The 15072-nt window shown below is 71.2% G+C and carries 13 protein-coding genes and 1 pseudogene; 11 read left to right on the top strand and 3 right to left on the bottom strand.

Features of this window, described 5'->3' with window-relative positions; genetic code table 11:
- The first annotated feature begins 5 nt into the window (after positions 1-5).
- Positions 6-551 (top strand): type III secretion system chaperone family protein, encoded by a 546-nt coding sequence (locus FEF34_RS17515; protein WP_138054018.1) that lies wholly within the window; start codon positions 6-8, stop codon positions 549-551.
- A gap of 67 nt (positions 552-618) precedes the next feature.
- On the opposite strand, the gene FEF34_RS17510 is transcribed toward FEF34_RS17515, so the two are convergent.
- Positions 619-1908, bottom strand: coding sequence for a glycosyltransferase family protein (locus FEF34_RS17510; RefSeq protein ID WP_234042432.1), 1290 nt, complete (start codon positions 1906-1908; stop codon positions 619-621).
- 675 nt (positions 1909-2583) lie between these two features.
- Positions 2584-3000 carry an IS200/IS605 family transposase gene (gene tnpA, locus FEF34_RS17505; RefSeq protein ID WP_138054017.1) on the bottom strand — a complete coding sequence of 139 codons (417 nt, stop codon included), beginning with the start codon at positions 2998-3000 and terminating at the stop codon, positions 2584-2586.
- 26 nt (positions 3001-3026) lie between these two features.
- On the opposite strand from tnpA, the gene FEF34_RS17500 reads away from it, so the two are divergent.
- Complete coding sequence (locus tag FEF34_RS17500; protein WP_138054016.1) at positions 3027-4229, top strand: RNA-guided endonuclease InsQ/TnpB family protein; 1203 nt, start codon at positions 3027-3029, stop codon at positions 4227-4229.
- Positions 4230-4398: 169 nt separating this feature from the next.
- Here FEF34_RS17500 and FEF34_RS17495 read toward each other — a convergent pair whose 3' ends face one another.
- A complete protein-coding gene (locus FEF34_RS17495) occupies positions 4399-5595 on the bottom strand; it encodes a pyridoxal phosphate-dependent aminotransferase (protein WP_138054015.1) in 1197 nt (398 codons plus the stop codon).
- A 105-nt stretch (positions 5596-5700) separates the two neighbouring features.
- Between FEF34_RS17495 and FEF34_RS17490 the strand changes: the two are divergent.
- The 9 genes and pseudogenes from FEF34_RS17490 to FEF34_RS17450 all read left to right on the top strand — a co-directional run bounded on the left by FEF34_RS17490 (position 5701) and on the right by FEF34_RS17450 (position 14849).
- Positions 5701-6701: pseudogene (locus tag FEF34_RS17490) on the top strand (IS5 family transposase).
- 118 nt (positions 6702-6819) lie between these two features.
- Entirely contained in the window at positions 6820-7029 is a 210-nt protein-coding gene (locus tag FEF34_RS17485) for a hypothetical protein (RefSeq protein WP_138054014.1), read from the top strand.
- Positions 7030-7398: 369 nt separating this feature from the next.
- Positions 7399-7917 (top strand): DUF2617 family protein, encoded by a 519-nt coding sequence (locus tag FEF34_RS17480; protein ID WP_138054013.1) that lies wholly within the window; start codon positions 7399-7401, stop codon positions 7915-7917.
- 84 nt (positions 7918-8001) lie between these two features.
- Positions 8002-9534 (top strand): polyamine aminopropyltransferase, encoded by a 1533-nt coding sequence (locus FEF34_RS17475; protein ID WP_171052989.1) that lies wholly within the window; start codon positions 8002-8004, stop codon positions 9532-9534.
- 70 nt (positions 9535-9604) lie between these two features.
- Positions 9605-10609 carry an SRPBCC domain-containing protein gene (locus FEF34_RS17470; RefSeq protein ID WP_171052988.1) on the top strand — a complete coding sequence of 335 codons (1005 nt, stop codon included), beginning with the start codon at positions 9605-9607 and terminating at the stop codon, positions 10607-10609.
- Between the two features lie 66 nt (positions 10610-10675).
- Positions 10676-11476 carry an aldose epimerase family protein gene (locus FEF34_RS17465; protein WP_138054012.1) on the top strand — a complete coding sequence of 267 codons (801 nt, stop codon included), beginning with the start codon at positions 10676-10678 and terminating at the stop codon, positions 11474-11476.
- A gap of 370 nt (positions 11477-11846) precedes the next feature.
- Positions 11847-12386, top strand: a complete 540-nt coding sequence (gene pyrE, locus FEF34_RS17460; RefSeq protein ID WP_138054011.1) for an orotate phosphoribosyltransferase — start codon at positions 11847-11849, stop codon at positions 12384-12386.
- Positions 12387-12562: 176 nt separating this feature from the next.
- Complete coding sequence (fbaA, locus tag FEF34_RS17455; RefSeq protein WP_138054010.1) at positions 12563-13585, top strand: class II fructose-bisphosphate aldolase; 1023 nt, start codon at positions 12563-12565, stop codon at positions 13583-13585.
- A 100-nt stretch (positions 13586-13685) separates the two neighbouring features.
- Positions 13686-14849 carry a MalY/PatB family protein gene (locus FEF34_RS17450; protein ID WP_138054009.1) on the top strand — a complete coding sequence of 388 codons (1164 nt, stop codon included), beginning with the start codon at positions 13686-13688 and terminating at the stop codon, positions 14847-14849.
- Positions 14850-15072 lie beyond the last annotated feature (223 nt).

Below are 15072 nucleotides of genomic sequence, written 5' to 3'. Positions count from 1 at the left end.
ACCCGGTGAGTATCGACCCGTCCTCGATTCCGAACTTCGGGGGCCAGCCCCAGCCTCAGGCCGCGTCAGGACCGGCGGGCCCGGTCGTCCCCGACCAGGACCTGGTCAAGCAGCTCCTCGACCAGATGGAGCTGAAATACGTCGTCGACGACGAGGGTGACCTCGCGGCGCCGTGGGAGGAGTTCCGCACGTACTTCATGTTCCGCGGCGAGAACGAGCAGCAGGTCTTCTCGGTGCGGACGTTCTACGACCGCCCCCACGCGCTCGAGGACAAGGCCCAGGTCCTCGATGCCGTCGACGACTGGAACCGCCGCACGCTGTGGCCGAAGGTCTACACGCACACCCACGAGGAGGAGGGACAGCCCACGACCGTCCGCCTCATCGGCGAGGCCCAGATGCTGATCGGCACGGGCGTGAGCCTCGAGCACTTCGTCTCGTCGACGGTCAGCTGGGTGCGCGCGGCCATCGAGTTCGACAAGTGGCTGGTGGAGCATCTCGGCCTCACCCCGGCCGGGGAGCCGGCGGACGAGAAGCCCGCCGACGACGCCTGAGCGGACCGGCGGTCCGAGCGCCCCGGCCCCAAGGGGCGCCGGGCGGTGAGCACACCCCCGCGGGGGCTCACAGCGCGGTCGGGGCGACGGTCAGGTACGTCCCGTAGCAGAACGAGAGCCCGGCCAGTGCGGCGATCACCGTGATCGCCGCCCTGGGCCGGGCTCTCGCCAGTGCGGCGGCCAGCGGCAGCAGCAGCGGGAACGCCGGCAGCAGGAAACGCGGCTTGGACTCGAAGAAACCGGAACCGCCGATCGTGATCAGCACCAGCACCCCCGTGTACACCAGCAGCGACATGGGCGGCCGGTCCAGCACGAAGAGGGCGAAGAGCAGGACGCCGGCCCCCGCGATCACCAGCGCCATCGGGAAGCCGAAGAACGTCGGTGCGGTCACCATGCTGCGGATGACCTTCAGCGACCCGATTCCCAGGTCGAAGCGCGAGGTCCAGCCGCTCTGCACGGCGAAGTAGCCGCCGAGCACATCGCCCTTGCGGACCCCGACCCAGAGCACGTAGCCCAGCCAGCCGGCGGGCGCCAGCGCGGCGGCGGCCCAGACGGGTGCCCGGGCGCCCTTCGCGCCCCGCCGTCTCCACAGCTCGCAGCCGGCCACCACGCTGACGGCCGCGGCGACCGCGATGCCGTTGGGCCGGGTCAGCCCGGCGAGCCCGGCGAGCGTTCCGGCCCACAGCCAACGGCCGGTCGCCAGCGCGTACAGCGACCAGGCGGCGAACGCCGTGAGCAGCGGCTCGGTGTAGGCCATGGACAGGACGACCGCGTGCGGCAGCAGCCCCCACAGCAGCACGACGAGGGTCGCGAGCCCGCGGCCGTGGAGCCGCTCGACGACCGCGTAGATGCCCCATGCCGCCACGCCCGCCGCGGCCCACGAGAGCGCCAGTCCCGCGGTGCCTCCGGTGACCGGCAGCACGGACGTGACGGCCCGGATCAGTCCCGGGTAGAGCGGGAAGAAGGCGAGATCGGACTGGACGGCCCCGTCCGGCCAGTACACCGTGCGGCCGTAGCCGTTCGCGGCGATGCCGACGTACCACTTGGAGTCCCACGAGGTGGCGAGCAGCGCCCGCGGCGACCGGCCGATGTGCCACGCCCACAGGGCCGCCACGACCATGCCGGTCAGCCGTTCGGCCGCGAACAGTCCCAGGGCGGGCGCCGCCCGGTGGAGCGCCGCGCGCGGGCGGGCGAGGGACCGGTCGTCGGCGGACGTTGCCTTGTCGAAGGTCTCGGCGAACAGGGGGCACCTCCGTGCACGCGCGGGTGCGGTCACCCCGACCTTCGGCGGTGCGCGCGCGCTGCGCGACCGCTGGCAGCCGCCCGGGTGGATCGCCCGCACCGGCGGGCCGGACACGCGTGTCGCCGTGACAGCGGAGGCCCGGACGCCAGGGCCGTGTTCCGAAGGTCCCGTCTGGGCGGGGCCTCGGAGACGCACCCTCGCGGTGCTGCCGGTCGTCGGCGCAGCCCGCTGCGCTCTCCTCCCTCCGCCTTGCGATCTTCCCCTCGGCCCGGAGGGCCTGGGGAGACCCCACCCCCTCGGCCGGAGGGCCTGGGGAGACCCCACCCCCTCGGCCGGAGGGCCTGGGGAGACCCCACCCCCTCGGCCGGAGGGCCTGGGGAGACCCTATGCACCAGAGGCCCCCGCCCCGCCCTGCGGGCGGACGGCCATGCTTTTGAAGCACCCCCTGGGGCTGCTCCCGGGGAATGCGGGGACGGTCCTCCGGGGCGGGTCACGAAGGCCTCGGTCCGAAGACGTCCTGATGGGGCCGCACCGCTGGGCTCGGGGACGCGGCACTGTCCGTCGTATTCCGACCGCACACGGGAAGGAGCCGTCCATGAGCGTCGATGCGATCGTGCACGCCGAGTGCCTGCGGTCGACAGGGTCGCGGACCAGCATCTGGCGGCGATGACGGACCGCACTCGCTGGGGATGGGCGGCGGCGGCCGGGTCCGCTACCGGGGCTAATCGCAGTGCTTCCCCGTTTACGGGGGGGGGTGAAGCGATTCTCAGTGCTGTTCTGACGCGCGGACTAGAGCGGACGATTCTGCTGCTCGATGTACTGACGGACAATCGACGGTGGAGCCCCGTCGACTGACCCGGCGAAGTAGGAGCCGGACCACAGGCGCTGTGCCCGCCAGTAGTGCCGGATCAGCTCTGGGTACTCCTGGCGGAGCCTGCGTGAGCTGACGCCCTTGAGGCTGTTGACCAGCTTGGAGATGGCGACCTTGGGTGGGAAGTTCACCAGTAGGTGCACGTGGTTGGTCTCGCCGTTGAACTCGACCAGCTCGGTTTCGAAGTCCTCGCAGACGCTGCGCATGATCTCCTCCATGCGCTTCAAGTGGGCGTTGGTGAAGACGTTGTGCCGGTACTTCGTCACGAAAACCAAGTGCACGTGCATGACGAACGTGCAGTGTCTACCAGTGCGGATGTTCTGATAGTCAGCCATAAACCAACTGTAGTACGATCGTTGGCATGCGGCTCAGGTACTCCTTCCGCGTGTACCCGAACGCTCCTCAGCGCACGGCGTTGGCGAAGGCGTTCGGGTGTGCCCGCGTGGTCTGGAACGACGGGCTGTGTCTGCGCCAGGACGCCTACAAGCAGGGCGCCGAGCGGCCGAAGGCGGCGGAGCTGTCGAAGCGGTTGGTCACCGAGGCGAAGAAGACCGAGGAACGGGCCTGGCTGTCCGAGGTGTCGGCCGTGGTCCTCCAGCAGTCCCTGCGGGACCTGGAGACCGCCTACTCCAACTTCTTCGCGTCGAAGAACGGCACCCGCAAGGGTCCGAAGACGGGGCCGCCGAAGTTCAAGAAGAAGACCAGCCGCCAGGCGATCCGGTTCACCACGAACGCTCGCTTCTCCGTGACCGCTGACGGCAAGCTCCGCCTGCCGAAGATCGGTGACGTGGAAGTCCGCTGGTCCCGAGACCTTCCCTCCGCTCCGTCGTCCGTGACGATCATCAAGGACGCAGCCGGCAGGTACTTCGCCAGCTTCGTCGTGGAGGCCGAGGACAAGCCGCTGCCGGAGCTGGACCTGGACGACACCGAGACCGGTATCGACCTGGGCCTGTCGACCTACGCGGTCCTGCGCGGCCGGAAGATCAGCTCGCCGAAGTTCTTCCGCCGCCAGGCCAAGAAGCTCAAGCGGGCTCAGCGCAAGCTGTCCCGAGCCCGGAAAGGCTCGAACAACCGTCGCAAGGCCAAGCTCGCCGTAGCGAAGATCCACGCACGCATCGCCGACCAGCGACGCGACTTCATCGAGCAGGAAACCACCAAGATCACGCGCGAGAGCCAAGCCGTGTACCTGGAAGACCTGAACGTGAAGGGCATGGGGACCGCCAAGGGCAAGCGCGGCAAGTCCGTCCACGACCAGTCGCTCAGCATGTTCGCCCGCACCCTCGAAGCCAAATGCGCACGGTACGGACGCACCTTCGCCAAGGCCTCCCGCTGGTTCCCCAGCACGCAACTGTGCTCCGCCTGCGGGTCGATCGAGGGGCCGAAGGGACTGGAAGGACTCAAGGTCCGGAACTGGGTGTGCTCCTGCGGGGCAGCCCACAACCGGGACGAGAACGCAGAACTCAACCTCCGCCGTGAAGGACGGCGCATCGTGGCCGAGGGACGCCCGGACACGCAAAACGCCTGCGGAGCCCACGTAAGACCCGGCACGCCGGGCAGCGGGTGATGAAACAGGAACCACCCGCGACCGCCGTCCAACAACGGCGGCCCGGTGGGAATCTCCCCCGTTCACGGGGGAGAGCGTCAATCGGTCAGCCCGGACACCTCGACTGTGATCCTGGTGTATGCCTCCCCGCGACACCCGAAGGACACCGAGTGGTAGCCACCGGCGGTGGTCAGCGCGCGAATGCCTTGTGGAGCCGTTTCGTCGCGTCGGCCAGTACGTCGACGCGCTTGCAGAATGCGAACCGGACGTAGGGTGCCCCCGTCTCTTTGTGGTCGTAGAAGACCGCGTTCGGGATGGCGACGACACCCGCCCGCTCGGGGAGGGCGCGGCAGAAGGCGAAGCCGTCGCTCTCACCGAGGGGGCGGATGTCGGTGGTGATGAAGTAGGTGCCTGCCGGCCGGAACACCTTGAAGCCCGCTTGCTCCAGACCGTCCGCGAGCAGCTCCCTCTTGCCCCGCATATCGGCGCGGAACTCCTCGAAGTAGCTGTCCGGCAGGCGCAGGGCCTCCGCGACCGCGTACTGGAAGGGGCCGGAGGCCACGTACGTCAGGTACTGCTTCGCGGAGCGAACGGCGGTGACGAGTTCTGCGGTACTGGTGACCCAACCGACCTTCCAGCCCGTGAACGAGAACGTCTTGCCCGCCGAGCCGATGGTCACGGTGCGCCCGCGCATCCCCGGGAAGGTCGCGACCGGCGTGTGCTCGCCGTCGAAGACCAGGTGCTCGTACACCTCGTCTGTGACGACCAGCAGATCGCGTTCGACCGCCAGCTCCGCGACGGCCGCGAGTTCGTCCCGGGTGAGGACGGTGCCGGTCGGGTTGTGCGGGGTGTTCAGCAGGATGACGCGGGTGCGGTCGGTGACGGCGTCGCGCAGCTCGTCCAGGTCCAGCGCGTAGGCCCCGTCCCGGGGCCGGAGGGTGACCGGTACGCGGGTACCCCCGGCCATGGCGATGCAGGCGGCGTACGAGTCGTAGTACGGCTCCAGGGCGATCACCTCGTCGCCGGGCTCGACGAGGGCCAGCAGCGAGGCCGCGATCGCCTCGGTGGCGCCGGCGGTGACCAGCACCTCGGTGTCGGGGTCGTACCCGAGGCCGTACCGGTCCCGCTGGTGGGCGGCGATCGCGGTGCGCAGCTCGGGCACGCCGGGGCCGGGCGGGTACTGGTTGCCGCGGCCGTTGCGCAGTGCGCGCACCGCCGCCTCCCGCACCTCCTCGGGGCCGTCGGCGTCCGGGAAGCCCTGGCCGAGGTTGATGGACCCGGTGCGCACGGCCAGCGCGGACATCTCGGCGAAGATCGTCGTCCCGAACTCGGCGAGGCGGCGGTTGAGCAGCGGCCGGGGGCCCGGTGCACGTCCTGGAGCTGTCATGCCGGCCATCCTGCGCGGAACCTCTGGACTAGGGGGCGTATTGCGTCGTGATCAATCTGCGAGATCTGCCTGCGCGGCAGGGTTTGGACCGGTAGACCTCTTTGGGTGACGCGAGCGCAACTGACGGATGTGGAGTGGGAGTTGATCGAGCCGTACCTGCCGATCGGCGAGTACGGCCCGTACCCCGAGCGGCTGCGGCAGCAGTTCGAGGGCGTGATCTGGAGGTTCAAGACAGGCGGGCAGTGGCGGGAGATGCCGACGGAGTTCGGCGCCTGGTCGACCGTCCACAACCGCTTCCGGCAGTGGCGTGACTCCGGCGTCTTCGAAGCCATCATGGAGGGCCTGGTCACGGAAGCCGCGAAGCGCGGCGAGGTGGACCTGTCCCTGGTCAGCATCGATTCCACCACCGCCCGGGCCCACCACGACGCTGCCGGGATGCACATGGACGAAGACGTCCTCACCGCTTTGGAGAAGGCTGCCGCCGAGACCGAGAAGGCCAGGTCAAAAGGGGCGACTGCGACGAACAAACCGGACAGGAGGCCGAAGGCGATCCCGTGCGGGAAGAGCGGCGGCGCATCCGGCGCCGACGAAAACTCCGGCTGAAGGCCGCCCTGCTCGGGCGTTCCAGGGGAGGGCAGACCAGCAAGATCCATGTCGTCGGCGACCGGAAGTGCCGCCCGCTGGCGTTCATACTGACCGCGGGCCAGGCCGCCGACAGCCCGCAGTTCATCCCCGTATTGGGGAAGGTGCGGGTGCGCATGCCCGTCGGCCGTCCGCGCACCCGGCCCGGCGCAGTCGCCGGGGACAAGGCGTACTCGTCCCGCGGCAACCGCGCCCACCTGCGCAAACGCCGTATCAAGGCGGTCATCCCGGAGAAGAAGGACCAGGCCGCCAACCGGAAGAAGAAGGGCTCCAGAGGCGGCCGGCCCGTCAGCCACGATGCCGACCTTTACAAGGAGCGGAACACCGTCGAGCGGCTGATCAACAAGCTGAAGGCCTGGCGAGGCATCGCCACGCGGTACGACAAGACCCCCGACAGCTACCTCGCCGGCCTCCACCTCCGCGCCTCGATGATCTGGCTCAGAGAGCTCACCCGGACCACCTGATGATCACAACCACATACGCTCCCTAGCTCAAGTCCGCTTTGGGCCGTGCGGGCCGCGGGCATCCCCCAGGCACGCCGGAAGCAACCTCGCTTCGGGGGGCGAAGGAGGGTGAGGTCAAATGATCGGAATCGTGATCGCCATCGGGGTGATCGTCGTCATCGGGCTCGTGGTGGCGGCGTCGAACGGCAGGCGCGGGGGGCGCTCGCGCCGCAGCAGCGGCGGCGGCAGCTGGTGGGCCGGCGGACACGGCGGTTCCTCCTGCGGCGGAGGATCCTCGTGCGGTGGCGGTGGCGGTGGCGGTGGCGGTGGTTGCGGAGGCGGCGACTGACCACGACCCGCACGACGGCGGGGCGGCTGACACGGGGCAGCCGGCCCGCCGGAACCGGGGCGCCCGGGCGGGGCGAACTCCCGCCGGGCGCCTTCCTGTTGACGGGCGATGCACTTATCCGCCGTCGTTGTGCACCTCCGCCATGGGTTTCTGTTGAACAGTTGAACCGTAAGGCCCCCCAGGGGATGGAATGCACGTCAAGTTGGGTAAAAGCGCTGTGGACGCCGCGTACTTCATGGTTCCCTCGCTGTTGAGAACATCCAGCCCTCGGACCGTCTGCGGACCCGAGTCGGCAGATCCCCCCACCCTCCCTGTGCTGCCTCCGGGGCGCCCCGGTCCACCCGTCACGCGTGTTTGCGGAGCCGACCCATGCTCACGACCCTGAAGACCTCCTATACCGACACCCGCGCGGCCGACCTGGCCTGGGCACTGGGTCGGGAGCCGCTGCCAGCGCTCGCCGAGCTCGATCTGGAACTGGGCGATACAAAACTGCAGTTGAGACTTCTGGGCGCCTCGCACCAGGTGCTGCTCGAAGGGGAGCACGGCACCTGCTCCGAGACGGTGGCGTGCATGCCCGGCCGCAGCACGCCGCTGCCCTTGGGCGTGGCGCGGCGTCTCGGGCACTGGGAGTACGAGTTCGCCGCGCGCGTGGAGACGCTGTCCGAGGGCTCTTTCGCGGGGCGCGCGCAGGAGTTGCTGGCGCTGGTGGCGGACCATCCGCACGGGCTGGCCGGCACGTTCCCCGGCTCGCCGCACGCGTTCACGGCGATGGTCGCCCAGCAGGTGGACGGCCAGATGCGGTGGCGGACCTGGCACGCGTACCCGCAGGAGGGTCAGTTGGTCGTGACCCGCACCCACGTCGGCGCGCGCGTGCCCGCCCCCCGCTGACCCCAGCCGTCGCCACGGCATTTCTGGGCAGTTGCACCCGTGTGGGTGACGCTTCGGTGTGGATGGGTGACGTAGCGTTACGGCATGATCGACCAGCCTGTGTCAGCACCGGTGGAGGGCGGGATGCGGCCACCGCCCGTCCGTCCGGACGCGGGCCGGTTCCTCGTCCTCCTCGTGGTCTTCGTCTGCGCTGCCTGCGGTCTGGTGTACGAGCTGGAACTCGTCGCCCTTGCCTCGTACTTGATCGGCGACTCCGTCACCCAGGCTTCCGTCGTCCTCTCCGTCATGGTCTTCGCGATGGGCGTCGGCTCGCTCCTCGCCAAGCGGCTGCGCTGCCACGCCGCCGTCGGCTTCGGACTGGTGGAGGCGGCGCTCGCGCTGATCGGCGGCTGCTCGGCCCTCGTGCTGTACGCGGCGTTCGCCTGGCTCGGTGAGGCCCGGTACGCGTTGGTGGCCTTCTCTCTCGCGATCGGGGTGCTGATCGGCGCCGAGATCCCGTTGCTGATGAGTCTGATCCAGCGGGCGTCCCGGCGCGGCGGCCGGAGCGAGGAGGACGCCGCGGGCACGGTCGCCGACCTCTTCGCGGCCGACTACGTGGGCGCGCTCGTCGGCGGTCTCGCCTTCCCCTTCCTGCTGCTGCCGTGGCTCGGCCAGCTGACCGGTGCGCTGCTCACGGGCGCGGTGAACGCGGTGGCGGGCGGGGCGCTGGTGCTGTGGCTGTTCCGGCGGGACATCTCGGCACGGTCGAGGTGGTGGCTGCTCGGGGCGAATCTGACCGTCCTGGCCGTGCTGGCCACCGCCACGGCGCTGGTCGCCGACTTCGAGGCGGCGGCGCGGCGGGCCGTGTACGGCGAGCCGGTGCGGGTGGCCGTGCACACCGGGGTGCAGGAGGTCGTCCTGACCGGTGCGGAGGACGGGCCGGTCGATCTGTTCCTTGACGGCCGGCTGCAGATGAGCGGTGGCGCCGAGGACCGGCACCACCGGGCGCTGGTACATCCGGCTATGCGCCGGGGCCCGCACGCGCGGGTGCTGGTCCTCGGCGGCGGTGACGGAATGGCGGCGCGTGAGGTCCTGCGCCACCCGGGGGTGCGCTCGGTCACCGTGGTCGAACTGGACCCGGGGATGGTGCACCTGGCGCGCACCGATCCGGCGCTGTCCGCGCTGAACGGGCAGGTGTACCGGGACCCGCGGCTGAAGGTCGTGTACGCGGACGCGTTCCGCTGGCTGCGGGGCGCGTCGGCACCCCGCCACGCCTACGACGTGGTGGTCTCGGACCTGCCGGACCCGGGCGTCACGCCCAGCACCAAGCTGTACTCGCAGGAGTTCTACGGGCTCGCCGCCGGCGTCCTCGCGGACGGCGGACGGCTCGCCGTGCACGCCGGAGCGGTGGGGGCGCGCCCGCACGCGTACTGGACGGTCGAGTCCACGATCCGTGCCGCGGGCTTCACGACCCGGCCGTACCGCGCGCCTGGCCGGCCCGACCGCGGCTTCATCCTCGCGGTCCCCGCAGCGCGGGGCGCCCCGCCGCCCCTCGGCCCCGGGGTGCTCGGTGTCGAGGACGAGCGCCCCCGGGACGTCCCGCCGTCGACGCTGCTGCGCCCGCGGTACGCCGAGTGAGGGCCGTGGACTGTGCCGGTTCCGCGCAGAAGGGCCCCCGTCGGGCCGGGGCTGAGTAGGCTCGGTTCCCATGGAGCATGAGGTGTTCGTTCCGGTACCGGCAGACAGGCTTCGGCGGACGCTGGCCGACCCCGCGCGGGTCGCCCGGTGCGTCCCGGGACTCCAGCAGGACGCCGACGCGTCGGCGGGCCCGCTCGTGGGCCGCCTGAAGGTCCGTGTGGGCGGTCACACGATCACCTACCGCGGTGCGCTCCGGATCTCCGAACGGGACGGCGACTTCGCCGTCGAAGGCGAGGGCACGGAGGCCCGTGGCCACGGCTCGGCCAAGCTGGCACTGACCCTCCGGCTCACCGAGGCGGAGGGCGGCACCGCGCTCGTCTTCACCGGAACGGCCCATGCGGACGGCCGCCTCGCCGAGGCGGCCCCCGGAACGGCCGAACAGGCCGCGATCCGGCTGCTCGACCGCTTCGCGTCGTCCCTGAGTGCCACGGCGGGGGACGACACGCGCGGGGCGGCCGCCGCGGACGAGGACGCGGGCGCACCTGCCGGTCCGGACGAGTCCGGCAGTGCTTCCGCGGCCGGAGCCGCACCCGTGAGCGACTCCGGAACGGCCGACGAAACCGCCCCGGTCTCCGACGCCGACGCGGCGGTCGGCGGGGCCGATGCGGCAGGGCAGCCGGACGCGACGGCCGGTAGCGCGTCCCCCGCCCCGGGCGGTGACCCCGCGGGGGCTTCGGCGGACGGGAGCGGGGCGATCGAGGACGCGGCGGACGACCAGGACGAGAACGCGCCCCTGTTCGGGGCCGATGTGCCCCCCTCGTCGCTGGACCCCCTGGCCGACGAGGTGTTCGGCGAGGACGACGAACCGCCCGCCGAAGCGGCCCACGCCCGCCGGACGATGATCGGTCGCAGTGCGGAGGAGGTGGACCACGCACCGCCGCGCGGCCGGTACGCACCCGTCCCGGCACCCCAGCCCACCTCCGCCGGAAACACCCTGCGCTGGGTCGCCCCCGCCGCCGCGCTCGCCATCGCCTCCGCCGTCGTCGTCGGACGGGCACTGCGCCGCCGCAGGTAGCCGAGGGGCGCCCAACCGGCCGATGCGACTCGGGCGCGCCCGGCCGTCCGCCAGTAGGGTCGGGGTGTGAGTAGCGAACAGAACGTCCGGCTCACCGCCGGCGACGTCGAGTTGACCGTCACTCCGCGCAACGGCTGCCGCATCGGCAGCCTGCGCATCGCGGGCACCGAGCTGCTGCGGCAGGGCGAGCGATACGGCTGCTTCCCGATGGTTCCTTGGTGCGGCCGTACCGAGAACGGCCGCTTCCGCAACGGCGGTGTGGAGCACCAGCTGCCCGTCAACAGCCCGCCGCACGCCATCCACGGCACCGGTCGGGACACCGCGTGGCGGACCGCCCGCACCGGCCCCCGCGAGGCCGTCTTCACCTATGAACTCGGCGAACCCTGGCCGTACACGGGGCTCGTCACCCAGACGTTCGAGCTGAGCGAGGACTCACTGACGCTCCAGCTCGGCGTGGAGACGTACGACGACTCGTTCCCCGCCCAGGCGGGCTGGCACCCGTGGTTCCAGCGCCACGCCTTCCCCGACGCCAAGGGGGTCCGGCTCGACTTCATCGCCGACTGGCAGGAGGAGCGCGGTTCCGACCACCTGCCCACCGGCCGGCGGATCGGGCCGACGCCCGGCCCCTGGGACGACTGCTTCGGCATGGAGGACGGTGTCGACGTCACCCTCACCTGGCCGGAACAGCTGGAGCTGACGGTGAAGAGCCGAACCGAGTGGGTGGTCGTCTACGACGAGCAGGAGGAAGCGGTCTGCGTCGAGCCGCAGTCCGGCCCGCCGAACGGCCTCAACACGCACCCGCGCCTGGTCACGCCCATCGAGCCGCTCGAGATCGCGACGACATGGTCGTGGCGGCGGCTTGCCTAGTGCCGCGTCAGGCAGGGTTCGCCCGTCAAGGAGCGGCGTCTGGTGCACAGGGTCTCCCCCCGGCCCCCGAGCCCCCCGGCCCCCGAGCCCCCCGGGCCGAGGGGAAGATCGCAAGGCGCCGGATCGACCTCGTAGTAGGCCCACTCCGTTGATTCGGCAACGCCGCGAGTCGCCGTGCCGGGCGCCGCGACGGGGCGAACGCCGCCTGATGCGCCGCCCTCCGGCGCCGGGCGGCCCGGCCTGGGAGGCGATACCGGCGCGTGGCCCCGCGGCGCGCGGGGGCTCCGAGCGCGGTGGCCGCCGAGATTCGGCGGCGGGCGCCGGAGGCGGTCCCGGCCGGGGCCGCAGAGCAGGGCCTAAGCTCATGGCCATGACTGACGTACGTGCTGAGCTGCTCCAGCAGATCAAGGACAAGGCCGTGGTGCACGGCAGGGTGACCCTCTCCTCGGGGCGTGAGGCCGACTACTACATCGACCTCCGCCGGATCACGCTGGACGGTGAGGCCGCGCCCATGGTCGGCCAGGTCATGCTTGATCTGACCAAGGACCTGGACTTCGACTGCGTCGGCGGTCTGACGCTGGGCGCCGACCCCGTCGCGTCCGCGATGCTGCACGCCTCCGCCGCCCGCGGCGGGCGTCTTGACGCGTTCGTCGTGCGGAAGGCCCAGAAGACGCACGGGATGCAGCGGCGTATCGAGGGCGCGGACGTCAACGGCCGCCGCTGCCTCGTCGTCGAGGACACCTCCACGACCGGCGGTTCGCCGCTCACCGCGGTGGAGGCCGTTCGTGAGGCCGGCGGCGAGGTCGTCGCCGTGGCCACGATCGTGGACCGCGGCGCCGCAGGGGCGATCGCCGAGGCGGGGTTGCCCTATCTGACCGGATTCGAACTGCCGGACCTCGGTCTCGCCTGATTCCGGCGGCAGGATCTGACCTGCGCTTATCGCAAAGGGCGGGCGTTTCACGTGAAACGTCCCGCCCCTTGTTCTCTGAGCCCCCATGGGCGTCTGGGAAGATAGGTGCGACGATGACGTCGCCCCCAGGTCAGGGTGCCAAGCAACGCAAACCGCACATCACAAGGAGCGGACAGATGCCCATCGCAACCCCCGAGGTCTACAACGAGATGCTCGACCGGGCGAAGGCAGGCAAGTTCGCCTACCCGGCCATCAATGTCACCTCGTCCCAGACCCTGCACGCTGCGCTGCGCGGTTTCGCGGAGGCCGAGAGCGACGGCATCGTCCAGATCTCCACCGGTGGTGCGGAGTTCCTGGGTGGCCAGTACAACAAGGACATGGTGACCGGCGCCGTCGCCCTCGCCGAGTTCGCGCACATCGTGGCCGACAAGTACCCGGTCAACATCGCCCTGCACACCGACCACTGCCCGAAGGACAAGCTGGACGGCTACGTCCGCCCGCTCCTGGCCATCTCCGAGCAGCGTGTCGCCCAGGGGCAGAACCCGCTCTTCCAGTCGCACATGTGGGACGGCTCGGCCGAGACCCTCGCCGACAACCTGTCCGTCGCCCAGGAGCTGCTGGCCAGTGCGGCCGCCGCCAAGATCATCCTCGAGGTCGAGATCACCCCGACCGGCGGCGAGGAGGACGGCGTCTCGCACGAGATCAACGACGAGCTGTACACCACCGTCGAGGACGCCATCCGCACCGCCGAGGCGCTCGGCCTGGGCGAGAAGGGCCGCTACCTGCTGGCCGCGTCCTTCGGCAACGTCCACGGCGTCTACAAGCCGGGCAACGTCGTGCTCCGCCCCGAGCTGCTGAAGGAGCTCCAGGAGGGCGTCGGCGCCAAGTACGGCAAGTCCGAGCCGTTCGACTTCGTCTTCCACGGCGGCTCCGGCTCCACGGCCGAGGAGATCGCGGTCGCGCTGGAGAACGGCGTCGTCAAGATGAACCTCGACACCGACACCCAGTACGCCTTCACCCGCCCCGTCGCGGACCACATGTTCAGGAACTACGACGGTGTGCTGAAGGTCGACGGCGAGGTCGGCTCCAAGAAGACCTACGACCCGCGCACCTGGGGCAAGGCGGCCGAGGCCGGCATGTCGAAGCGTGTCCTCGAGGCCTGCCAGGTGCTGCGCGCCGCCGGCAACAAGATGAAGTAACCGGCGGCAGGCCGAAGCGAGCGGGACGAGACCCAGCCGACGTGAGGCCCGGTACCGGCGAACGGTGCCGGGCCTTCGTCCTGTCCGGAGGGATCCGACGTTGACGCACCACGCTCCGTACGACTTCGACACCCCCGTCGACCGGCGGGGCACCGCCAGCGTGCAGTGGGACGGTGCCGCCGACCGGTTCGGCGTGGACGGACTGCTGCCGTTCACCATCTCCGACATGGACTTCGCGTCGCCGCCGCAGGTCCTGGACGCGCTGCGCGAGCGCCTCGCACACGGGGTCTTCGGCTACACCGACTGGCGACTCGGCGCGTTCCGCGAGGCGATACGCGGCTGGTACGCCCGGCGGCACGACACCCCGCTCGATCCGGAGCGGATCGTGTACGCGCCGTCGGTCCTCAGCCAGGTGTCGCAACTGCTGCGGATGTGGACGGAGCCGGGGGACGGGGTCGTCGTCCACACCCCCACGTACGACGGCTTCCGCAAGGTGGTGACGGGCCTCGGGCGGCAGCTCCGGGGGGTCGCGATGGGCGACGGGGCGGGGCTGGAGCGGGAGCTGGCCCGGGCGGACGCGAAGGTGCTGATCCTCTGCTCGCCCCACAACCCCACCGGACGGGTGTGGACCGAGGACGACCTGAAGGGGTTCTCCCTGCTGGCGGAGGCGTACGGGGTCGCCGTGATCTCGGACGAGATCCACGCGGACTTCGTGCACCACGGGCACCGGCACCTGCCGTGGACCCGGTTCGCGGACGACCGGGGCCGGTGGGCCCTGGTCACCTCGGCGTCGAAGGCGTTCAACTTCCCGGCGCTGACCGGCTCCTACGGGATCATCGGCGACCCCGGGGAGCGTGAGGCGTTCGTCCGGCGGATGGAGACGGGTGAGGGGCTCGCCTCCCCGGCCGTGCTCTCGCTGACGGCGCACGTCGCCGCGTACCGGGACGGGGCCGGGTGGCTGGACGCAGCCCGCGGCTATGTGGCGGGCAACCTGGCGATGCTGGAGGAGCGGCTGCGGTCGGCCTTCCCCGCCCTCGGCTGGGAGCCGCCGCAGGCGGGGTACCTGGCATGGATCGACCTCCGGGCGCTGGGCGTGGACGATGAGGCGCTGCAGCGGGAGCTGGTCGAGCGGGAACGCGTCGCGATCATGCCGGGCGCGGTGTACGGGGCCCACGGCTTCGTCCGCCTCAATCTGGGGTGTCCCCGGTCCAAGGCGGAGGCGGGAGCAGACGCGCTGGTGCGGGCCCTGTCCCGGCTTGTCTGACGCTGCGCCGCCCGGGGTTGAGCGGGAGCGGTTGTGGACCGGGGGGTCCGTCTGATCGTGCGGGCCCTGTCCCGGCTGGTCTGACGCTGCGCCGCTCGGGGTTGAGCGGGAGCGGTTGTGGACCGGGGGGTCCGTCTGATCGTGCGGGCCCTGTCCCGGCTGGTCTGACGCTGCGCCGCTCGGGGTTGAGCGGGAGCGGTTGTGGACCGGGGGGTCCGTCTGA

The sequence above is a fragment of the Streptomyces marianii genome (assembly GCF_005795905.1).
GTDB classification, from domain to species: domain Bacteria; phylum Actinomycetota; class Actinomycetes; order Streptomycetales; family Streptomycetaceae; genus Streptomyces; species Streptomyces marianii.
This window is presented reverse-complemented; position numbering and strand designations above follow the sequence as displayed.